Genomic DNA, 23,164 nt, shown 5'->3' with positions numbered 1-23,164 from the left:
CAAAGCCAGCGGACGTTTAGCGGTGCACATGGCCATGATGACCTTGATCATCCGCCCCATGCGCATGACCTTCGTGATCATGCTCATCAGCGCCACCACCGCCCGCCTTCTTCTCAGCACAATCATCACCGCAGTGATCGGCTTCCACCTGCACGGTCACATGATCGATATCAAACCGCTCATGCAGCAGATCCGCCAGCTGCCGACGCAATACATCCGGTGCCTGCCCGTCATTCATCACCACATGCACGGTCAATGCAGGCGTGCTCGATGCCAATGCCCACACATGCAGATCATGGATACCGGCGACACCTGCATGCCCGCGTAGCGCTGCCTCGATATCGGCCAGCACCACGCCCTTGGGCACGCCCTCCAGCAATACGTTGATCGCATCGCGCAGCAGCACCCAGGTGCGTGGCAGCACCCACAGGCCGATCAGCACCGCCAGGATCGGATCAACCAAGGTCCAACCGGTGAAATGAATGATCAGACCGCCAATGATCACCGCCACCGAGCCAAGCATGTCGCTCCAAACTTCCAGGTAGGCGCCTTTGACGTTAAGGCTCTCGCCGCTGCCGGCACTGAGCAGACGCATGGCGATCAGGTTCACCACCAGGCCAAATGCGGCCACCCACATCATGCCGGTGGAAGCAATCTCCTGCGGCTGCTGGAAGCGCTGCACAGCCTCAAACAGAATGTAGATGCCTACGCCGAACAGCAGCAGGCCATTGGCCACCGCACCCAGCGCTTCCAGACGTGCATAGCCATAGGTGCGCTTGGCATCAGGCGGGCGCCGGCTCAGGCGCACGGCAGTCAGCGCGATCATCAGGCCGAGCGCATCGGTGGCCATATGTGCAGCATCGGACAGCAGCGCCAGGCTGTTGGTCCAGAACGCGCCAATGACTTCGACCACCAGATAGGCGGTGGTCAGGCCCAGCGCCCACCACAGTGGCTTCTCGTGGCGGATTTCGCTGGGCAGATGATTGTGGTCGTGGCTCATGGCTGGCTCCTAAATAACGGGGCCAGCTTAGTCAGCCTGTGGCGGCGGAGACTATTACATCGCCGCCGCCCGCTTCAGCGATCAGCGCGGGCCGAGCACGGTCTGCATGTCATCGCCCTGCGGCATGCCCGAGCGCATCTGCACCGTGCCGTCTGCATCCTTGAACAGGATGCCCGGCGTGCCCTGGAAGCCCAGATCCAGCATCAGTGCTTCATTGGCGCGCAGCTTGGTCTGCACTGCCGCCGGCACCGTCGCCAGCGGCTTGATGCCCCCCTTGGCGAAATCACGCTCGTTCTGGATCAGCGCCTGCTCCGGCGAAGCCGCGCCCAGAATGGCAGCGGCCTTGTTGGCGCTGTCCTCGCGGATCACGCCAACCAGAATCTGCCGGATCTGCACCTTGCCTGCGGCCACCCACGGCTGCGCGGCTTCCCAGAAGCGGTTGCAGTACGGGCAGTTCGGATCGCTGAAGGAATAGATGACGCGCGGCGCATCGGCCTTGCCATCACGCACCCAATGGCTGGCTTCCACTTTGGCCCAGGCCTGCTGGCCCATCGGCCCGGACACCAGCTCCTTGAGCTTGGCGGCGCTTACGTCTTCGCCCTTGGCGTTGACCAGGGTGCCAACCACCGCGTACTCACCATCCTTGGACACGTACACACCCAGCGGGCGCTGACCGGCGACACCGGCATAGCCAGTCAGGCCAACCGGTGTTTCGAACGTACCCATGAATTCCACGCCCTGCGAGCGCAAGGTCTTCACCACCGCCGGCTCATTCGCCACGGCGGGCTTGGCTGCGGTAGCAGCAGGGGCACTGGCGGTCTGGGCACAGGCCAGCGGCGACAGCGTCATGGCGGACAACAACAGCAACATCGAACGGGAACGCATCATCGTGTGTCTCTTTCAGTAAAGGGTTTATTGCATTTCGCGCAGACGCGCTTCCAGCGTGGCGCGTGAAAGTTCGCCCATATGCACATTGCGCAGCCGGCCATCGGCGCCGAAGAACAGGGTTGTCGGCAATGCGCGGGCGCCGGTCTGCTGCATCACCCGCGACTCGGCATCCAGCAGCACATTGCCCAACTGCATGTTCTCCGCACGCAGATAGTCGGCGACTTCATCGCGGGTTTCGCCTTGATTGGCAAACACGAACTGCACCTGCGGATGCCCCTGCTGCGCCTGTGCCAGCACCGGCATCTCGCGCCGACAGGGCCCGCACCAGGTCGCCCACAAATTGATCACGGTTGGCTTGCCAGCAAAGGCAGCCAGCGGCGCAGGCCTGTCCTGCATGTCAACCAACACCGCATCCGGCAACGAAATGGACGAGCGCTGCAATGCGAACAGCGCCATACCGCCGATTGCCCAGAACGCCGCACCCGCGGCCAAGCTCAGCAACACCGGCTTGCGCAGCACACGTTGGCGGGCCTTCCACATTGCATAGGCCGCCGCGACCAGCAGGCCGGCCCAGATCGAATAACCGCCATCGCCCAGACGAATGATGGACAGCGGCTGCGACAGATAGTCGCCAGCATGCATCGCCACGTGGCCCAAGCGTGCGCCCAGCAAGCCCAGCAGAAACGCATCAAGCACCACCGCACCAGCACGGCTGCGCATTCCATCGGCAGCCGGTGCCAAGGCACGCGCGAAGCACCAGCCAATCGCCAGCGCCAACAGTGCAACCACTGCCATCAACGGAAACGGACCGGCGCTGATCATTCAGCCAATCCGACGGGACTCAACACAAGCAAACTTGAACAAACAGTGAATTCAACTATCAACACAAAATCCTCAAAATCCTGTTGTTGCTGCCGATAATGATCGGCTGCCTCTTGGCACTTTACCGGTCGTACGCATGAATATCGTCCCCGCTCCACCCCCTGACACCGACAGCAGCGCTCTGGCAGATGCCTGGAAACACAGCCTCGACGCCGCCGGTGCCGATGCAAGCCAGATTCTGGCGAGTCTGGCCGACGCGCACGCCGCTGAACTGGCCGCGCATTTTTACAAGGTCATGATGAACGACGCGCGCGCCTCGCGTTCGATGTCGCACGACCAGGTGCGGGTGCGCCTGCAACCGGCCATGCAGCGCTGGGTCAAGGACCTGCTGCGCGCCACGCCGGCCGACGTCGAACAGTTGATCGCCAACCAGCGCGTCATCGGCGATGTACATGCACGCGTGGGCATCCCGGTGGACCTGGTCACCCGCGGCACCCGTGTGCTGAAGCAGCGCCTGTTCCAGTTGATAGGCGAGCAGGCCGGGCATGGCGAAAGCGCACACGCCGCCATCGCCAGCCTCACCGCCTCGTTCGACATCGCGTTGGAGGGTATGACACTGGCCTATTCCAATGCACGGGAACGTTCCTCGCGCACCGATGCCGCCTATCGACTGTTCTCGCTGGTGCAGAACGTCGGCACCGAGCGCGAACGCCAGCGTGCCCTGTTGCTGGACTGGGAAAACACCCTCCTCTACGCCTTGGCGGCACAGGGCGATCTTGGCAGCTTCCAGACCCTGGCACGTTCGGAGTTCGGTCTTTGGTTCAACCACAAAGGCATTCCGAGTTTTGGCGAGAGCTCCGAAACCCGCCAGATCAGCGGTTTGATCCAGGACGTCGACCAGTTGCTGCAGCACACCCTGCAGCAGGACAGCAACCCGGCCGCGCGTTCGGCGCAGCTGCAGGACGTGCGCTCCAAGGTCAGCCAGATCCGCACTTTGCTCGGCATGTTGTTCGAGCGCATCGGCGAACTGGATGCCGGCTGCGATGCCTTGACCAACCTGCTCAACCGTCGCTTCCTGCCTACCGTGCTGCGCCGCGAAATCGAGCTTGCGGAAAAGTCCGGTGACAGCTTCGCCGTGCTGCTGCTGGACCTGGATCACTTCAAGGCCATCAACGACGAGCACGGCCACGAAGCCGGAGATCGCGCCTTGCAACACGTTGCCGGCATCCTCAGCCAGTTCACCCGTGGCAGCGACTACGTGTTCCGCTACGGCGGCGAAGAATTCGTCGTGGTGCTGGTGGCGGTGGAAGAACGCCAGGCCATGGTGATCGCCGAAGGCCTGTGCCGGCGCTTGGTCGATACCCCGGTCACTCTTGCAGATGGCAAGCTCCTGCCGATCAGCGCCAGCATCGGCGTAGCCCTGTATGACGGCCACCCGGACTACGAGCGGGTGATGGCACGAGCCGATGCCGCCATGTACCAAGCCAAGAAGCAGGGCCGCAATCGCGTGGTACTAGGCAGCGACGCATTGCCGACTGCACCGGGCCGCAACGCCTTGCGCCGCGACTGAGCAGCACCGGCCACCAACCGATAGCACATGCCGCAGCGGCTGCGACGGCATAGGCTGCAAGCGGGTGCACCCGGTCACCCGTCTTCGGAACCCTGCCATGCCCATCATCCGCGCCTTGCTCATCCTGCTGTGCAGTGCCCTGCCCGCGCTGGATGCCAGCGCCCGCGAGGTCCCGCAGCCGGCCGAGCATGTGCAGGCCGATGGTCCCTATGTATTCCGCGACGGCAAGCGACTGCAGGCGCAATGGATCTGTGACGACAGAGTAGTTTCGCGGAAGTTGAAAGCAAGGCGCGATATCGCCCCTGTCATCGCAGCAGAGTGCGGCTACCCGCACTCGTTGCACATGGCTCCACTCGCCACGCCGGCTAGTGCAGTACTGCCCGCGGTGCCGCGCATCGTTGCCGTCTCCGATATCCATGGCCAGTACGATCTGCTGCGCCGCTTGCTGCGCGCCAATGGCGTGATCGACAGCGACGACAACTGGGCACTGGCAACGGACACGCTGGTCATCGCCGGCGACGTGTTCGACCGTGGCCCCCAGGTCACCGAGGCCTTCTGGCTGCTCTACAGCCTGCAACAGCAGGCCGCACAGGCAGGTGGAGCGATCCACTTCGTGCTCGGCAACCACGAAACCATGGTGTTGTACGACGACCTGCGCTACGTCAATCCCAAATACCTGCGCAGCGCCCAGTTGCTTGGCCGCAGCTACCCGCAGCTGTACGGCGCCGATTCGGTGATCGGCCAATGGCTGCGCACGCGCCCGGTACTGCTGCGCATCGGCGACACCTTGTTCCTGCATGGCGGCATCTCGCCCGATGCATTGCAACTCGCACTCGACCCGGCGACCACCAACGCCGCCTATCAGGCCTCGCTGGGCCGGCCCAAGGCCGAGGTCAAAGCCGATCCAATCACCGCACCGCTCTACGACGGCAAGACCAGCCCGGTCTGGTACCGCGGCTATTTCAACGGCCAGTTGGATACTGCAGGTGTGCAAGGCGTGCTCGACCAGCTCGGGCTCAAGCGCATCGTCGTCGGACATACCTCAATGCCACATGTCAGCAGTTTCCATGGCGATCGCATCATCGCCATCGACAGCAGCATCAAGGACGGCGAGAACGGCGAACTGCTGTTCATCGAGGATGGCAAGCTCAGTCGTGGGCTGCTGGATGGCAGTCGTGTACCGCTGGAAATTGGCCGGATGGATGGCGAAGACTAAAGCCCCTTCCCATATCAGAAATCACGGTTTATGACATTAGGTTTCATCCTAAATTCACGTAGTCATAACCTGATTTCAACGATGGTAAATGGGCAGGTTTCGCGTGGGCTGAGGGAGGCGGTCAGCGTGCAACCACATATGCGACAGGTGAAATCGCGGCGGGATCCGTCCCGACCGTGAGTGACATTTCTTTCTCCACGGAACTGGCGATGAAATCACTGACGCTGGCCACATTACTGCCACTGGTACTGCTGCCCTGCGCGGCAAACGCGCAGGACTCCGTCGCTGCGCTGCGCGCGGAGATCGCCCAGGCCCAGCAGCACCTGCAGTCGCTCAACGCGCGGCTCGACGCACTGGAACAAGGTCAGGCAAGTTCTTCTGCAAAACCTCCGCCATCAACAGCTTCGGCATCGCAGACCACGGCCGCGCCACCCACCCCTGAAACGCCCCGCAGCAACCAAACGTCGACTGCACAGACCATTATCCCCGCGCGTGATTCGGTCGCTGACCCGTCCACCGCAGCCTCGCGCCCAGACAACGCGCCCTCGCCCAACGACCCTGAGCTGAAGGGTTTCATCGCCATCCCCGGCACCGATACCATGATCCGGCTCGGCGGCTACGCCAAGCTCGACGCGATTGCAGACAGCCGCGCCGCCGGTGATACCGAGCAGTTCATTCCTTCATCGATTCCTGTGGACAGCCCGCACCGCGATGTCTCGCACTTCGGCACGCATGCCAAGCAGACCCGCTTCAGTTTCGAGGCACGGCGCCCAACCACACACGGCAAGCTGCGCTTCTACCTGGAGAACGACTTCTTCGGCAGCAGTGACAGTTACGAGTTTCGCCTGCGCCATGCCTACGGCCAGTTGGGCAATACCTACGCTGGCTACGGTTACTCCACCTTCATGGATGCCGACTCGCTGCCGGACACGCTGGACTTTGCCGGGCCAGGCGCGGCCGGTTATCTATTGGTCGCAGGCATCCACCACAGCTTTTCGCTGGGCAAGGGCAACAGCTTGACCCTGGCTGCGGAAGACCCGGATTCGCAGCTCGCCAATACCGGCGACAGCGACAGCAGTACTGAACACCTGCCCGACATCAGCCTGATTGCCCGCATGGAGCGCGACTGGGGCCATCTGCAGCTCGGCGCAGTCCTGCGCAGCCTCGGCTACGACGGTGATGGCCGCAGTGACCGCACGTTCGGCGGCGGCCTGCAGCTGAGTGGGTCCTATGCCGTAGCCGAACGCGACCTGCTGCTGTTCGGCCTGATCGGCGGCAAGGGCATCAGCCGCTATACCGCTGACCTGACCGGCTCCAACCTGGATGCCGCCATCGATTCCGAAGGCCGCCTCAAGGCGCTTCCGCTGCGCGGCGGCTTCTTCGGCTACACCCACTACTGGTCAGACCTGTGGCGCTCCAACCTGATCTACGGACAACTGCAGATAGACAGCGCAGATGCACTGAACAGGGATGCGTTCCGTCGCAGCCGCTACGCCGCACTGAATCTACTGTGGAGCCCGGCACCATCCTGGACCATGGGCATGGAACTGCTCTACGGCCAGCAGCAACTACAGAACGGCCGCGATGCTGACACCCTGCGCCTGCAGGGCAGCCTGCAATACAACTTCATCAAGTAACAGGCAGCCGACGCCAGCACAAACCTACGTGCAGCTCGCCACCCAACGATTCACGTAATGCCCTTCTCATCGAATCACCCGGCGAACCCGGCGAAAGGAGATTGTCATGGCAGGTCAGAAGAAAATCGGGGTCGTTGGCGCGACCTTCCTGGTGGCAGGCAACATGATGGGCTCAGGTGTATTCCTGCTGCCCTCCAGCCTGGCCAAGATCGGCACTGCCTCGATCTGGGGCTGGCTGGTGACCACGGCAGGTGCATTGTTGCTGGCCTTCGTATTCGCCAAGCTCGGCAAGTTGGCACCCAAAGCGGGCGGTCCTTACGCCTATGCACGTGACTGGTTCGGCCCTTACATGGGCTTCCAGACCAATACCATCTACTGGTTCGCCAACTGGATCGGCAACGTCGCCATCCCGATCGCAGCGGTGGGCTACTTCAGCTACTTCTTCCCGATCCTGTCCGACCCGGTACCGCGCTGCATCGCGGTGCTGTTGCTGGTGTGGGCCTTGAGCTTCGCCAATGTGATCGGCCCCTCCTTCGTCAGCCGCGTGCAGACGGTGACCACCAGCTTCGCACTGGTGCCAATCCTGGGCATCGCCATCTTCGGCTGGTTCTACTTCGACCCCACCATCTTCAAGGGGGCGTACAACGTCTCCGGCCAATCCAACTTCGGTGCGGTATCCAGCGCGGCAGCGCTGACCTTGTGGGCCTTCATCGGCGTGGAGTCGGCATCGGTCACCGCCGGCGTGGTCGAGAACCCGGAGAAGAATGTTGCCCGCGCCACCCTGGCCGGTGTGTTCCTGGCAGCCATCGCCTATATCGCCAGTTCGTCGGTGATCATGGGCATGGTGCCCAATGCCGACCTGCAGGTCTCTGACGCACCGTTCGCGTTGGCGGCGGCAACCGCGGTTGGCGGCTGGGGCGGAGCCCTGGTCAGCCTGTGTGCTTTCGTCGGTGCGGCTGGTTCTTTGGGCGGCTGGATCCTGCTGACCGCGCAGAGCGCCAAGGCCGCCTCGGACGATGGCCTGTTCCCCAGCGTTTTCAGCAAGATCAACAAGGACGAGGTACCCGTCAGAGGCGTGCTCATCGTCGCCGTGTTGATGACGCTGGCCGTACTGATCACCTCCACTTCGGAAACCGCATCCGCGCAGTTCGACGTGATCACCTCGGCGGCAGTGGTGCTGACCCTGCTGCCGTATATCTACTCCTGCGTGGCCTGCTACTTCGTGGTGGAACGCTCGCACACCCTGGTCCATACCGGCGCATTCTGGTTCCTGACCAGCATCACCGTCGTTTACTGCCTGTGGGCTATCTATGGCTCGTCCGGCAGCATCGTCCAGTACGCCTTCCTGTTCGTACTGTTCATCACCGTGTTCTACCCGTTCTTCAGCGATGAGCGCCGCAAGCAGCGCCTGGCCAAATTCACTCCGAATGGCACCGCCCGTGCCAGCACGAACTGATCCCCCGCTCGGTAGATAGGAACAAAACCATGTACTACAAATCACTCGACTACCCGATCGTCATAATCGATGCCGACTACGAATCACCGCGTATCGCCGGCATCCTCATCCGCGCTCTGGCCGAGGAGCTGCGCAAGAGCGATCAGCGCGTGCTCTCCGGCCTGAACCTGGACGACGCCCGCGCCGGTGCCCGCACCTATGTGGCCGCTTCGGCGGTGCTGATCTCCATCGACGGCACCGAGGACGATGACGACCAGTTCCAGCGCCTGCTTGCCTTCCTGCGCGAGCAGAGCCAGCGCCGCGCCGATTTACCGGTATTCCTCTACGGCGAACGCCGCACCATCGAAAAAATACCGAGCAAGCTGCTCAAGTTCGTGCACGGCTACATCTTCCTGTTCGAGGACACCAAGAGTTTCATCGCCCGGCAGGTGATGCGCGCCGCCGACGACTACATGGCCAAGCTGCTGCCACCGTTCTTCAAGGCGCTTATCCATCATTCGGCCCAATCCAACTACTCCTGGCACACGCCGGGCCATGCCGGCGGTGTCGCCTTCACCAAGTCGCCAGTTGGCCGTGCACTGCATCAGTTCTACGGCGAAAACACTTTGCGCAGCGATCTGTCGATTTCGGTGCCGGAGCTGGGCTCGCTGCTCGACCACACTGGTCCGATCCGTGACGCCGAAGCCGAGGCCGCGCGCAACTTCGGCGCCGACCATACGTTCTTCGTCACCAATGGCACCTCGACTGCCAACAAGATCGTCTGGCATGGCACGGTTGCGCGTGGCGACATCGTGTTCGTCGACCGCAACTGTCACAAATCGCTGCTGCACTCGCTGATCATGACTGGTGGCATCCCGGTGTACTTCACCCCCAGCCGCAACGCCCACGGCATCATCGGCCCGATCAGCCTGGACCAGTTCTCCGGCGAAGCGCTGCAGAAAATGATCCAGGCCAATCCCTTGGCCAGCAAGGCGGCCAAGCCCGGCGCCAAACCGCGCATCGCGGTGGTCACCAACTCAACTTATGACGGGCTCTGTTACAACGCCGAGACGATTGCCGACAAGCTCGGCTCAGCGGTGGACTTCCTGCACTTCGATGAAGCCTGGTACGCCTATGCCGCGTTCCATCCCTTCTACGAAAATCACTACGGCATGGCAAAGGGCAAGCCACGCGAACAGGATGCGATCATCTTCACCACCCATTCCACGCACAAGTTGCTGGCTGCGTTCTCGCAGGCATCGATGATCCATGTGCGCAATGCGGCAACCCGCGAACTGGATGCGGAGCGCTTCAACGAATCTTTCATGATGCACACCTCCACCAGTCCGCACTACGGCATCATCGCCTCCTGCGACGTGGCCTCCAAGATGATGGAAGGTGACGCGGGTAAGTCGCTGGTGCAGGAAATGCACGATGAAGCCGTCGCCTTCCGCCGCGCGATGCTGCACGTCAGCGAGGATCTTGGCCGCGACGACTGGTGGTTCAAGGTCTGGCAACCCGATGGCGTCGAGCGCACCCTGGCCAAGGGCGACAGTTCCAAGCCGATGGTCACCTCGCATCCGGACTGGTATCTGCGCCCGGATGCGCGCTGGCACGGCTTCGACAACCTCGCCGACGACTATGTACTGATCGATCCGATCAAGGTCACCTTGCTGACGCCCGGCCTGTCGATGGATGGCGAGATGGGCAAGCTCGGCATACCGGCAGCGATACTGAGCAAGTTCCTGTGGTCGCGCGGCATCACCGTGGAGAAGACCAATCTGTACTCGGTGTTGTTCCTGTTCTCGATGGGCATCACCAAGGGCAAGTGGAGCACCTTGGTCACCGAGCTGCTGGCATTCAAGGACCTGTACGACAGCAACGCACCGCTGAGCCAGTCGCTGCCGAGCCTGCTCGAAGACAATGGTGCCGCCTACGCTGGTTGGGGACTGCGCGACCTGTGTACGGCCCTGCACGAGTTCAACCGCGAGTTCCGCGTTGCCGAGGTGATGCGCGAGATGTATGTGGAGTTGCCGGAGCCGGTCATCACGCCGGCCGAAGCCTACAACCACCTTGTGCGTGGCGAGATCGAGCGTGTCGATATCGACCAGCTCAGCGGCCGCGTCGCCGGCACCATGCTGGTGCCCTACCCGCCGGGCATCCCGACCATCATGCCGGGCGAACGTTTTGGCGCCAGCGATGAACCGATCATCCAGTCGCTGCGCATCGCCCGCGAGCAGAACGCACGCTTCCCGGGGTTCGAGTCGGATGTGCATGGGTTGATCATCGACAACAGTGGGGAGAAGCCGAGTTATCGGGTGGAGGTTTTGAAGATTTGAGCTAGAGGAAAGACACGGCGCTGGCTGTTCCTTCTCTCGCTTGCGGGCGAAGGTGGCCCGCAGGGACGGATGAGGGGAGCCTTTGGGCTTTGGGCTTTGGGCTTTGGGCTTTGGGCTTTGGCTCTGGCTCTGGCTCTGGCTCCGCTCAGATCAAAATCTGCCCCACTTGCTTTCAAAGCGCCCTCACCCCAACCCCTCTCCCGTAAACGGGAGAGGGGCTTTTAAAGCCTGGCTTTTCTTACATGGCTATCGGGCCCAGAACAACCAAATGACCAGCACCCGCCAGGAACAACGCGTTTTGCAACTGTCCATCGCAGCGACCGTACTGGTGGCTGCGATCGGCTTCTTTGGCGGCATGCTTGCCCGCTCGCAAGCAATCCTGTTCGATGGCATCTACAGCCTGGTGGATGTGGCACTGACGCTGGTAGCGCTGTCAGTACTGCGTTTGATGGCCCGTGAACAGAGCCCACGCTTTCAATACGGCTTCTGGCATCTGGAACCAATGGTAGAAGCGCTGGGCGGTGCAATCCTCAGCCTGGCCTGCATCTATGCACTGGCCAATGCAGTGATCGGCTTCAGCGACGGCGGCCACGAAACACGCGTGGGCCCAGGTCTGCTCTGGGCCGGTTTGCTGGCGGTAGTGGATCTGGCAATGGCAGTGTGGATCAGCCGTCACGCACGGCGACTGCAGTCCGGCCTGCTGCGCCTGGATGCGCGCGCATGGCTGCTTACCGGCCTGATGAGCCTGGCCGTGGTGCTGTCCTTCGTCATCGCACTGGCGTTGCGCGGTGGTGCCCACGAGCACTGGATTCCCTACCTCGACCCTTTGGTACTCGCCTGTATCGCCTTGGCGACGCTACCGGTGCCGCTGCTTGGAGCATGGAAAGCTGCGCGCGAAGTCCTGCAGGTAGCGCCAAGCGAACTGGATCAACTCGTGCAGCAGGTAATGCAGCAGTTCGTCGACAAACATCAGTTCGAAGGTTTCACCAGCCATGTCGCCAAAATCGGGCGCATGCAATTCGTTGAGATCCATATCCTGACCAGACCCGATACCCAGCTTGGCAGCATCGGCGATGTCGACCGCCTGCGCGATGAGATCGCATCGCAACTGGACGCACGCTCGGGCCGCTTCTGGCTGACCATCGACTTTACCTCCGACCCGGCCTGGACATGAGCTCAGCAACCCCCAGGAAGATGGGCCTGACCATGGCGACCATGCTGGTTGCCGGCAACATGATCGGCACCGGCGTGTTCCTGTTGCCTGCCAACCTGGCCACGGTTGGCAGCATCTCCTCGATTGGCTGGTTGATCGCCACTGCCGGCGCCATCGCCTTGGGCTTGGTGTTCGCTCGTCTGTCACAACTCGATCCGCAGCCCGGCGGGCCGTATGCCTACGCCCGCGATGCCTTCGGCAACTACATCGGCTTCGTCAGCAACTACGCCTATTGGTTTGGCAACTGGATCGGCAACGTCGCCATCGCCCTGGTGGTCACCGGCTACCTGAGCCATCTATGGCCATGGCTGCAGGACGTCTACCCGCGATTGGGCTTCACCCTTGCGGTGATCTGGCTGCTGAGCCTGGCCAATGCACGCGGTGCGCGCTGGATCGGTGCGCTGGAGACCGGCACTCTTCTGCTGGCGTTGATCCCGATTCTGGGTATCGCCATCTTTGGTTGGTGGTGGTTCGATCCAGCATTGTTCAGCGCTGGCTGGAACGTCAGCGGCATGGACGACAGTGCAGCCATCTCGCGCAGCGCCTCCATCGCACTGTGGGCCTTCATGGGCGTGGAGAGCGCAGCGGTATCGGCCGATGTGATCGACAACCCCAAACGCAACATCCCACTCGCAACCCTGCTGGGACTGGCACTGGCGGCAGTCATCTACATCAGCTGCTCGCTGGTGATCATGGGCATGGTGCCGATGGCACAGTTGCGCGACTCCTCAGCACCATTCGCCGATGTCGCACAACTGATGATCGGCCCCTGGGGTGTACTGGTGATCGCGCTGTGCGCGATTCTCAAATCAGCCGGCGCACTGGGCGGCTGGATGCTGCTGGTCGGGCAATCGGCCAAGGCGGCAGCCGAGGATGGTCTGTTTCCGCGGGTGTTCTGCCGGCTCAACAAGCACGGCATGCCGGGTACCGGCCTGATGATCGTGGCAATGCTGATGAGCGCGCTGCTGCTGGTGACTTCCTCACCTACCCTCGCCCGCCAGTTCGACCAGCTGACCAATATCGCGGTACTTCTGACCATCATTCCCTACCTGTTCTCTGCCGGCGCGCTTGTCTGCACCACACTGGAGCGCGGCGAACAGGGTTGGATGCGTGCTGCCTGCCTGTTCACCGCTGCCGCGGCGATCGCCTATTGCCTGTATGCACTGCTCGGTGCGGATGCCCAACTGCTTGCCTACGCAACGGTCGCCGTACTGTTCAGCGCGGCGCTGTATCCCTTCTTCCGCCAACGAATGCTGGAGACCGGCAAGGACCGTTAGCGCGGGCGCGCATAGTCCCCCAGCGATCTGACGAATGCGCCAATGAAGTGGACATTCGTTGCCAATCGCGAGCATTAGCACCTGCTGCTGCCCAGGAATGGCAAGCAGAAAACCCAGCCGTGGCCAGCCTGGCTGCAGCCAGCTTCCAATCTAGGCCACTGTCAAATGCGCGGATAACCAATGCTGGCCGGTAGATTCTGCGGCCGCACACCAGTGCCGCTGACAAACGTATGCCTGACAACCGCGGACGCGAAGATCTGTATCCGACAATTACATTTGATCCATATCCGCACAAGATTGGCCGCTGGCCACGGACTTGGATAAGTCGCGCAAAGCAACAACGCCTGCGCAGCAAACACAGGTTCATTTCGCTACCAGCGCATCGCACTACATCGACGCCAATGCCGTGATGCTTCATGAAAATCAAACAGCTACGCAAAACCACTGCTATTGCCCGCATCTGATGGAATGTTCAATTCCATACATCTCGCGCCAACGTGTTGACACCGACGGCACGACTTGAACATCTTCGCTCCCGCAGAACGTTGCAGTCATCGGTCAATGTTCGTGGAGCAGGCTCAGCATGAAATGTAGCGCGGCATCGGCATCCAGCATGTCTTTTGCCGCCATCCAGCAGGCAACGCATTGGACGACGCAGTCCGCTGCGCGCGAGTTCCACTTGCCTGGCTACGTCACCGCATAGCAGTTCTTTACCCCATGGATTCCATTTGCCCTCCGGCGCGTTCACACACGGGCTGGATGCGAGTGGGCGACGCCGTGGCAGCGCAAGCAGCACGACGCACGGTTCGCTGTACACACCACCGGCTCCGCCGGTCCCGCACCACCACCAAAGGAGAGGAACGCATGAGGAAATCACTTGGCTCCACCTTCCAACCGGCCGGTTGCAGTATCCGATGCAGCCGCTTGTCATTGGCACTGCTCTCAGCGCTGGCCGCTGCACAACCAGCACTTGCCGATGACACGGCAGCCGCTGCGGACCCGGCCACCAAGGATCTGGATACGGTCATGGTCAGATCCACGCACCAGGTCAAGCCGCTGCAAAGCACCCCGATTTCGATCAGCGTGGTCACCACCGAACAGCTCGACCGCACCAACATGAGCAGCATTTCCGACCTGCAATACCTCGCCCCGGGCGTATCTTTCTCCGCGGGCGCTGCTACCGCCAATGGCGGTGGCTTCCAGGTTCGCGGCATTGGCACCCAAGCCTTCAGCGTAGCCTCCGAACAGACCGTGGGAACCGTGATTGATGATGTGGTCATCAGCATCCCCCGTGACCCCGGCGTAGCTGGTTTCAGTGATATCGAGCACATCGAAGTACTGCGGGGTCCCCAGGGCACCTTGTTCGGCAAGAATGCGTCGGCTGGTGTAGTCAACATCAGCACGCAGAATCCTGAGATCAGCAGCAACAGTTCGAACCTCTCACTGTCGCTGGGCGAGCGCAATGAACATGTTGCACGATTCTCCAGCAACCTGGTGGCCAGCGACAACGCTGCTTTGCGCCTGTCGGCCTATTACAAGGATCAGGACGGTGCGATCCCGAACGCGTCCCACGATTGGAACATTGGTGACCACACCGCCCGCGGCGTCCGCGGCAAATGGCTATGGAAACCAACGGAGAATCTCGACCTGTTGGTATCGGCCGAGCGCCAGACCCTATTCAACCGCGCCGTTGCCATTCCCTACTCGTTTGGTACTGACGCCGGTTTCAACGCCACCCTTGCCGGCCTGGGAAAGGTAGGCGGGGACAACTTCCGCAGCTATGCCGACGCCGACTCATCTGCATTCCAGGGAGTTACCGGCTTCTCCGGAAAGGCCGACCTCAAGCTCGCCAATGGTGCCCAGCTCACCTCGATCACGGCGTATCGCGGTGCACGTGTGCATCAGATGCATGATATCGACCAGACACCGGCCGACTTCCTCAACTACAACCTGACCACGATCCGCGCCCATCAGCTCAGTCAGGAGTTCCGTCTGGCCGACAACGCGTTCGATGAACGGCTTGACTACGTACTGGGTGCCTACTATGTCAACGTAGCCAGCACCTACGAATACTTTGCATACGGCGGCTTCAGCTACACCCCAAGGGACCCGGACGTCTACATGTCGTTGAACGGCCCGAAACAGCATGTCGATGCCGATACCAAGAGTCACGCCTTCTACGCCAATGCCAACTACCAGTTCAGTGATCACTGGTCCGCCAGCGCTGGCCTGCGCTACACCCATGACAAGGTGATCGCTGGCATGACACCTATCACGGTGCCGTTTGTGGACGGAAAGCCGGTTCTTCCGATGAACTCGGTCAAGACCTCCAGCGCCCAGATTAGCAAGGACAATGTCTCAGGCAAGGTAGCAGTTCAGTTTCAGCAAACACCAACGTTGATGTGGTACGCAAATGCCGGCACCGGCTACAAGGGTCCGACGGTGGATCCCACCAACACCGGTTCTGATCGAATCCAGCCGGAGAAGTCCACGGCCTATGAGCTCGGCATGAAATCGCAGTTCTTCGATCGCAGTCTGACCGTGAACGCCAGTCTGTACCGCGCCGACTTCAAGGACTTCCAGGCACAGGTATATGTACCTGAGAACAATGGTTTCGCGATGGCCAATGCCGGAAAGATGCGCACCCAAGGCATGGAAATGGAAGTCAACTGGCGGCCAACCGCTGATTTCACGCTGATTGCAAATGGCGCGATCACCGATGCCAAATTCCTCGACTATTTTGGCCGCTGCAATCCGGACAGCGAAGCAAAATGCCAGGTCATCGACGGCGTACTGCAGGGCGATCTCTCCGGCTTCGTACCGACCTTCGTATCCAAGTACAGCTACTCACTCAGCGGCGTCTACTATCGCTCCATCGGCAACGGCCTGGTCTTCAACGCGAGCGGTGGCTGGACGCACAAGAGCCCGTTCTACAATGCGGTCGCACAAGCACGTACCAAGTCCGATGGCTACGGTCTTGCAAATCTTTCCATCGGCATTGGTGCCGAAGATGGACGTTGGGACGTATCCGTGTACGCACGCAATCTGCTCAATGAGCACTATCGCAGCTTTATTGGCTTCAACCTTGTCAACAAAGGGGGAGCGATGCAGTACTTGTCACCAGACAGCTTCCGTACCGTTGGCGTGACCTTCAGCTTGAAGTTCTAACCGGCATAGAGTTGTTCCGGATCGCAACGCAGGCGCCGCCCTCTCATTGGCGGCAATCACGCCACCAGTGCGCCTCCGTTGCGGTGCGATCACTTGTTTGCAACCGACCATATCGAAACTCGCGGCATCACAGGCCGGTGTAACTCCCACTCTCGGCTGAAGCCGCTTGCATGCACTACGAATGCACCTGCGCCACCAGCTGTCCGAGATGGCAAAGCTACAGCGCAGCCATCAGCGCATCGTTCTTCCGCAACCCGCCAAAACACAGCAGCCATCTCTGGCAGAAGCCGGCACCACAGATCCAGCCACTGGGATCTCGCTACTACCGACAGCAGGCCCTTGCACAAAAGTCTTCTGAAGTGTGGAGAAGCAACCGCGCCCAGCGCAACTTATTGACCAACCTCCTCACTTACCAAACCAACAGACCTGCATTCAAGCATCCTGCGCAAACAGGTTTTGCCAACGCAGCAAACAGCGCTGAAACCCGTTCCAGGATAAGCGCAATACGTGCACATTCGCGCCCTCCCATTCGATGAAAATCAATCAACTATGCAGTTCGATCGCAACTGAAACTTCGCGATTGAATGTACCAACTCGCGCATCTCGCACCAAACTATTGACGCCGACATTGGCGATTGAACATCGTCGCTCCCGCAAAACGTGATTGTCATTGGTCAACGTGCGTGGAGTACCCCCGAAATGGAAAGTTGCAAAGCATCAAGACGGCGAACGGCAGCCATCAATACTCCGTTGAGTGCTGCAACTGGGCACGGGGCGCGTTCTGCGCGGCCGGGCAATTCATCCGGGCGATACCGCATTGAAGACTTGGTCGCCATACAGATTAACTGGATGCTGCCAAACCAATGGCGGCCATCCATTCTGACCAGCACACGGTGGCAACAACGGCGTCGCTGCCACATTCACTTGTCCAAGAGCGCATCTCTCTGATGCAGCGCTTGCGACGGACATCGCTGGCGGCGGCCAAGCGCAGGAGCTACTACGCCATCGCGTAGCAGCCTCCTCTTCACCGTGCATTGAAACTCCTCAAGCAGTCTCGGCACTGGACAGGAGGGCAGCGTCTGCACGCCATGCACCCCACGTCTGAGTCGCCGTATTGAGCACTGCCCGGCAGATTCCTCTTCGCTGAAAGCCACCCACAGGCGCAGCACCAGAACCAACATATCCGTGTACAAACCCGCCGGTTTCACCGGCCCGTATCATCACCATCGGAGAGAAATGCATGATGAGATCCATCCCCCACCAACGCCGCCGCTCCGCAAGCGGCATGCGTCGCAAAAGTCTGTCACTAGCTCTTCTTTCAGCATTGGCAGCTGCACAACCGGCGCTCGCTGAGGAGCCAGCTCCCGCATCACAACCGGCGACCAAGGATCTGGATACGGTAATGGTCCGCTCCACCCACCAGGTCAAACCACTGCAACGCACACCGATCTCCATCAGTGTGGCTACCGCCGAGCAGCTTGACCGCACCAACATGAGCAGCATCTCCGACCTGCAGTATCTGGCCCCGGGTGTGTCCTTTTCCGCCACGGCAGGCACTGCCAACAGCGGAGGTTTCCAGGTGCGCGGTATTGGTACCCAGGCCTACAGTGTTGCCTCGGAACAGACCGTTGGCACCGTGGTTGATGACGTCGTCATCAGCATTCCCCGTGATCCGGGCGTGGCCGGATTCAACGACATCGAACACATTGAGGTATTGCGCGGCCCGCAAGGCACCTTGTTCGGAAAGAACGCATCGGCCGGCGTGGTCAACATCAGCACGCGCAACCCCGAGATCGGCAGCAACAGCTCTTCCCTCTCGCTGTCACTGGGCGAACGTAACGAGCATGTGGCGCGCTTTTCCAGCAACCTCGGTGTCAGCGATACGTCGGCCGTACGGCTTTCCGCCTACTACAACGAGCAGGACGGTGCGATCTCGAACCCACTCCGCGACTGGAACATCGGTGACCGTAGCGGCAAGGGCGTGCGCGGGAAGTGGCTATGGACGCCAACGGAGAACCTCGACCTTCTGTTGACCGCCGAACGCCAGACCTTGTTCACCCGCAACATCGCCGTACCGTACTCGTTGGGCACCGACAGCAACTACAACGCTCTCCTCGATCGGTTCGGCAACATAGGCGGGGACAACTTCCACAGCTATGCCGACGCTGACGCCGGAGCATTCCAGGGCGTCACCGGGTTCTCCGGGAAAGCCGACCTCAGACTCGCCAATGGCGCCCAGTTCACCTCGATCACGGCCTACCGTGGCGCCCGGACCTATCAGATGCAGGATATGGACCAGTCGCTGGCCGATTTCCTGAACTACAACCTGACAACCATCCGTTCCCATCAGATCAGTCAGGAATTTCGCCTCGCCGACAATGTACTCGATGAGCGGCTGAGCTACGTACTGGGTGCCTACTACGTGAACGTAGCCAGCACCTACGAGTACTTCGCCTACGGCGGCTTCAGCTATGACGTCACCCCGCCGGGCTTCTTCCTTTCACTGAACGGCCCGAAACAGCATGTGGACGCAGATACCAAGAGCCACGCTTTCTATGCCAATGCAAGCTACCAACTGAGCGATCGCTGGTCCGGTAGTGGCGGCGTGCGCTACACCCATGACAAGGTTATCGCCGGCATGACACCGATCGAGGTTCCGTTCGTCGATGGAAAGCCGGTGCTTCCTTTGAACACGGTCCTGGCCTCCTCAGCCCAGATCAGCAGGGACAACATTTCCGGAAAAGTCGCTGTGCAGTTCCAACAAACGCCGACATTGATGTGGTACGCAAATGCGGGCACCGGCTACAAGGGCCCGACCATAGACCCCACCAACACCGGCTCCGCACGCATCCAGCCAGAAAAATCCACTGCCTACGAACTCGGCGTGAAGTCGCAGTTTCTCGATCGCAGCCTGACCATGAACGCCAGCCTGTACCGCTCCGACTTCAAGGGCTTCCAGGCACAGGTATATGTACCGCAAACCAACGGCTTTGAAATGGCCAATGCGGGAAAGATGCGCACCCAAGGCATGGAACTGGAGATCAATTGGCGGCCTACCGCTGATTTCACCCTTATAGCCAACGGCGCCATCACGGATGCGGAGTTCCTCGACTACTACGGCCGTTGCAGCCTGGACATCGATGCACAGTGCCAGGTGATAGACGGCATCCTGCAGGGTGACCTGTCTGGTTACGAGCCTACGTTCGTCTCCAAGTACAGCTATTCACTCAATGGCGTTTACTATCGCTCCCTTGGCAATGGACTGGCGGTGAATGCAAGCGCTGGCTGGAGCTATAAAAGCTCCTTCTACAACACCGTCGCACAATCAAGCACCAAGAGCGACGGCTACGGCATTGCCAATCTTTCTGCTGGCATAGGCGCGGAGGATGGACGCTGGAACGTATCCGTGTACGCGAGGAACCTGCTCGACGAGCACTACCGCAGCTTCATTTCGTACACTCCCACCATCAACAGCGGCGGATTGATGCAGTACCTGTCACCTGACAGTTTCCGCACTGTGGGAGTAACGCTGAGCCTGAATTTCTAATCGGGCGTCGACCCGCTTTCGGAGCGCAACACAGGCGCCACTCCTCTCGTTGGCGGCGGCCACGCCACCAATGCGCCTTGGTTGCCATCCCAGCACAGCTCGCGGCGACAGCCCCCAGCCCTCGGCTCTTGCAGGCTGGTTGCAACTCGGCACGAGCACCGTGCGGCTGACAACGGGTACCGTACTGTGCCACGCCAGCGTGGCGCGCTTTGCGAAGGCCTGGCCGTCAGGGACAACTGCCCGGTTCAGCTCGATCGGACACCCGTACCCAACTTCAGTTTCGTCCTGCCAAGGCACAACGCCTACAATGGTCCTCTTTGCGGCAGCCCCCTGCCCAACCGACCAAGTGGACCCCGCGTGACCGAGAAGAAGCCCGAACACACCCCGTTGATGAAGCAGTTCTTCGCAGCCAAGTCCGAGTACCCGGACCTGCTGCTGTTCTTCCGGATGGGCGATTTCTACGAACTGTTCTATGACGACGCACGCAAGGCAGCGCGCCTGCTCGACATCACCCTGACCCAGCGTGGCAGCTCCGGTGGCGCGCCGATCCCGATGGCCGGCGTGCCAGTGCATGCCTTCGAGGGCTACCTGGCGCGGCTGGTGGCGGTCGGCGAATCAGTGGCGATCTGCGAACAGATCGGCGACCCGGCGCTGGCCAAGGGCCTGGTCGAACGCAAGGTGGTGCGCGTGGTCACCCCCGGCACCGTCACCGACGAGGCCCTGCTGGATGAACGCCGCGACACCTTGCTGATGGCGCTGTCACGCAGCAAGGCCGGATACGGCCTGGCCTGGGCCGATCTGGCCGGTGGCCGCTTCCTGGTCAATGAGGTCGACACCGACGACGCGCTGGAAGCCGAGCTGGCCCGACTGGAACCGGCCGAACTGCTGGTACCGGACGAAGATAACTGGCCCGAATTCCTGCGCCACCGAAATGGCGTGCGGCGCCGTGCGCCGTGGCTGTTTGATGCCGACAGCGGCCGCCGCCATCTGCTGAACTTCTTCAAACTGCATGACCTCAGCGGCTTCGGCATCGACGACAAGCCGCGTGCGACCGGCGCTGCTGGTGCCCTGCTCGGCTATGTCGAGGAGACCCAGAAACAACGCCTGCCGCACCTGACCTCCATCTCGATGGAGAACGCCGGCGAGGCGATCGCGATGAATGCCGCCACCCGCCGGCACCTGGAACTGGATACGCGCGTCGACGGCGACACCCGCAACACCTTGCTCGGCGTGCTCGACAGCACCGTCTCGCCAATGGGTGGGCGCCTGCTGCGACGTTGGCTGCACCGCCCGCTGCGCCTGCGCAACGTGCTGCAGCAGCGCCACCACGCGGTTGCCACACTGATTGATCGCGGCACCGATGCCGACCTGCGCGACAGCTTCCGCGCGCTTGGCGACATCGAACGCATCCTCACCCGCATGGCTCTGCGCTCGGCACGCCCACGCGACTTTTCCACCCTGCGCGACGGCCTGGGTCTGCTGCCGGCAATCACCGCGCAGCTGGATACGCTGGATTCGCCGCGCCTGCAGCAGCTGCGTGCCGAACTTGGCTCACACGATGAAAGCGCGCATCTGCTGGCCAGTGCCATCGCCGAACAGCCGCCGCTGAAGCTGTCCGACGGCGGGGTGATCGCCGAAGGCTATGACGCCGAGCTCGACGAACTGCGCCGCCTGTCCACCCATGCCGACCAGTTCCTGATCGACCTGGAAGCACGCGAGCGCCAGGCCAGCGGCATTGCCACCTTGAAGGTCGGCTACAACCGCGTGCATGGCTATTACATCGAGATCAGCAAGGGCCAGTCCGACAAGGCGCCGGTGCATTACACCCGCCGCCAGACCCTGACCAATGCCGAGCGTTACATCACCGAGGAGTTGAAGAACTTCGAGGACAAGGTGTTGTCGGCACGCGAGCGTTCGCTCAGCCGCGAGAAGCTGCTGTACGAAGGCCTGCTCGATATCGTCGGCCAGCATCTGGAGCCGCTGAAGCGCTGTGCCGGCGCCCTGAGCGAGCTGGACGTGCTGGCCGCATTCGCCGAACGTGCGCAGGCGCTGGACTGGTCGCAGCCCGAGTTGCAGGAAGAAGCCTGTCTGCGCATCGAACGCGGTCGCCATCCAGTGGTCGAAGCGGTACGCGATACCTCATTCGAGCCCAACGATCTGGACCTGCATCCGGACCGTCGCATGCTGGTCATCACCGGCCCGAACATGGGCGGTAAGTCCACCTACATGCGGCAGAACGCACTGATCGTGCTGCTCGCCCATATCGGCAGCTTCGTGCCGGCCAGCCGCGCGGTGATCGGCCCGATCGACCGCATCCTGACCCGCATCGGCGCCGGCGACGATCTGGCCAAGGGCCAATCCACCTTCATGGTGGAAATGGCCGAGACCAGCTACATCCTGCACCACGCCACCGAGCACTCGGTGGTGCTGATGGATGAAATCGGCCGCGGCACCTCGACCTATGACGGTCTTGCGCTGGCCGATGCGGTTGCGCGCCATCTGGCCTACCAGAACCGCTGCTACACGCTGTTTGCCACGCACTACTTCGAGCTGACCGCACTGGCCGACGAAAGCCATGAAGGCGGCGCCAGCGGCATCGCCAACGTGCACCTGGATGCGGTGGAGCATGGCGACACGCTGGTGTTCATGCATGCAGTGAAGGATGGCCCTGCCAACCGCAGCTTTGGTCTGCAGGTGGCGGCGCTGGCCGGCTTGCCCAAGTCCACGGTTGCACAGGCGCGACGCCGTCTGGCCGAGCTCGAGCAGCGCGGTGGTGAAACCCAGAGTGCTGCGATGGCACCGCAGGCACTGGATGCGCCGCAGCAGTTTGGTCTGTTTGCCGCACCGAGTTCGGCGGCCTTGGATGCGCTGCAGGCGATTGATCCGGACGAGCTGACGCCGAAGCAGGCGTTGGAAGCCCTATATCGAGTCAAGTCGCTGATCTGAGTGCAGCGCCCCTGTAGTGGGGGGGGGGGGGGGGGGGGGGGGGGGGGGGGGGGGGGGGGGGGGGGGGGGGGGGGGGGGGGGGGGGGGGGGGGGGGGGGGGGGGGGG

The 23,164-nt window shown here is 61.6% G+C and carries 14 protein-coding genes; 11 read left to right on the top strand and 3 right to left on the bottom strand.

Translation table 11 applies throughout. The annotated features are described in order from the left end of the window. Positions 1-16: 16 nt before the first annotated feature. The 3 genes from ACVOLZ_RS17400 to ACVOLZ_RS17390 all read right to left on the bottom strand — a co-directional run bounded on the left by ACVOLZ_RS17400 (position 17) and on the right by ACVOLZ_RS17390 (position 2,710). The gene (locus ACVOLZ_RS17400) at positions 17-1,000 is read right to left on the bottom strand and encodes a cation diffusion facilitator family transporter (RefSeq protein ID WP_481517211.1); all 984 of its coding nucleotides are present in this window, start codon (positions 998-1,000) and stop codon (positions 17-19) included. Positions 1,001-1,081: 81 nt separating this feature from the next. Beyond that, on the bottom strand, positions 1,082-1,888 hold the full coding sequence (gene dsbG, locus ACVOLZ_RS17395) for a thiol:disulfide interchange protein DsbG (RefSeq protein WP_481517210.1): 807 nt from the start codon (positions 1,886-1,888) through the stop codon (positions 1,082-1,084). Between the two features lie 24 nt (positions 1,889-1,912). Continuing rightward, positions 1,913-2,710: a TlpA family protein disulfide reductase gene (locus ACVOLZ_RS17390; protein ID WP_481517209.1), complete on the bottom strand. Its 798-nt coding sequence runs from the start codon at positions 2,708-2,710 to the stop codon at positions 1,913-1,915. A gap of 136 nt (positions 2,711-2,846) precedes the next feature. Here ACVOLZ_RS17390 and ACVOLZ_RS17385 point away from each other — a divergent pair, with 136 nt between their 5' ends. From ACVOLZ_RS17385 to mutS, 11 genes are all read left to right on the top strand, one after another. After that, positions 2,847-4,280, top strand: a complete 1,434-nt coding sequence (locus tag ACVOLZ_RS17385; RefSeq protein ID WP_481517208.1) for a GGDEF domain-containing protein — start codon at positions 2,847-2,849, stop codon at positions 4,278-4,280. A 97-nt stretch (positions 4,281-4,377) separates the two neighbouring features. Next, positions 4,378-5,496 (top strand): metallophosphoesterase, encoded by a 1,119-nt coding sequence (locus ACVOLZ_RS17380; protein WP_481517207.1) that lies wholly within the window; start codon positions 4,378-4,380, stop codon positions 5,494-5,496. Positions 5,497-5,699: 203 nt separating this feature from the next. Next, positions 5,700-7,133 (top strand): DcaP family trimeric outer membrane transporter, encoded by a 1,434-nt coding sequence (locus tag ACVOLZ_RS17375; protein WP_481517220.1) that lies wholly within the window; start codon positions 5,700-5,702, stop codon positions 7,131-7,133. A gap of 106 nt (positions 7,134-7,239) precedes the next feature. Then, complete coding sequence (gene adiC / locus ACVOLZ_RS17370; protein ID WP_481517206.1) at positions 7,240-8,589, top strand: arginine/agmatine antiporter; 1,350 nt, start codon at positions 7,240-7,242, stop codon at positions 8,587-8,589. A 29-nt stretch (positions 8,590-8,618) separates the two neighbouring features. Further along, on the top strand, positions 8,619-10,907 hold the full coding sequence (locus ACVOLZ_RS17365; protein ID WP_481517205.1) for an Orn/Lys/Arg family decarboxylase: 2,289 nt from the start codon (positions 8,619-8,621) through the stop codon (positions 10,905-10,907). A 268-nt stretch (positions 10,908-11,175) separates the two neighbouring features. After that, positions 11,176-12,081: a cation diffusion facilitator family transporter gene (locus ACVOLZ_RS17360; protein ID WP_481517204.1), complete on the top strand. Its 906-nt coding sequence runs from the start codon at positions 11,176-11,178 to the stop codon at positions 12,079-12,081. Beyond that, positions 12,078-13,397, top strand: coding sequence for an amino acid permease (locus ACVOLZ_RS17355; RefSeq protein ID WP_481517203.1), 1,320 nt, complete (start codon positions 12,078-12,080; stop codon positions 13,395-13,397). Before ACVOLZ_RS17360 ends, ACVOLZ_RS17355 begins: the two co-directional genes overlap by 4 nt. Before the next feature lie 316 nt (positions 13,398-13,713). Further along, positions 13,714-13,920, top strand: coding sequence for a hypothetical protein (locus ACVOLZ_RS17350; protein ID WP_481517202.1), 207 nt, complete (start codon positions 13,714-13,716; stop codon positions 13,918-13,920). Between the two features lie 341 nt (positions 13,921-14,261). Then, on the top strand, positions 14,262-16,565 hold the full coding sequence (locus ACVOLZ_RS17345; protein ID WP_481517201.1) for a TonB-dependent receptor: 2,304 nt from the start codon (positions 14,262-14,264) through the stop codon (positions 16,563-16,565). Between the two features lie 1,402 nt (positions 16,566-17,967). Continuing rightward, a complete protein-coding gene (locus ACVOLZ_RS17340) occupies positions 17,968-20,112 on the top strand; it encodes a TonB-dependent receptor (RefSeq protein WP_481517200.1) in 2,145 nt (714 codons plus the stop codon). A gap of 390 nt (positions 20,113-20,502) precedes the next feature. Next, positions 20,503-23,058 (top strand): DNA mismatch repair protein MutS, encoded by a 2,556-nt coding sequence (gene mutS, locus ACVOLZ_RS17335; protein ID WP_481517219.1) that lies wholly within the window; start codon positions 20,503-20,505, stop codon positions 23,056-23,058. Positions 23,059-23,164 lie beyond the last annotated feature (106 nt).

It is taken from the genome of Stenotrophomonas sp. STEN020, assembly GCF_056760195.1.
Note: the sequence above shows the minus strand (reverse complement) of the source record. Positions and strands in the feature narration are given on the sequence as shown.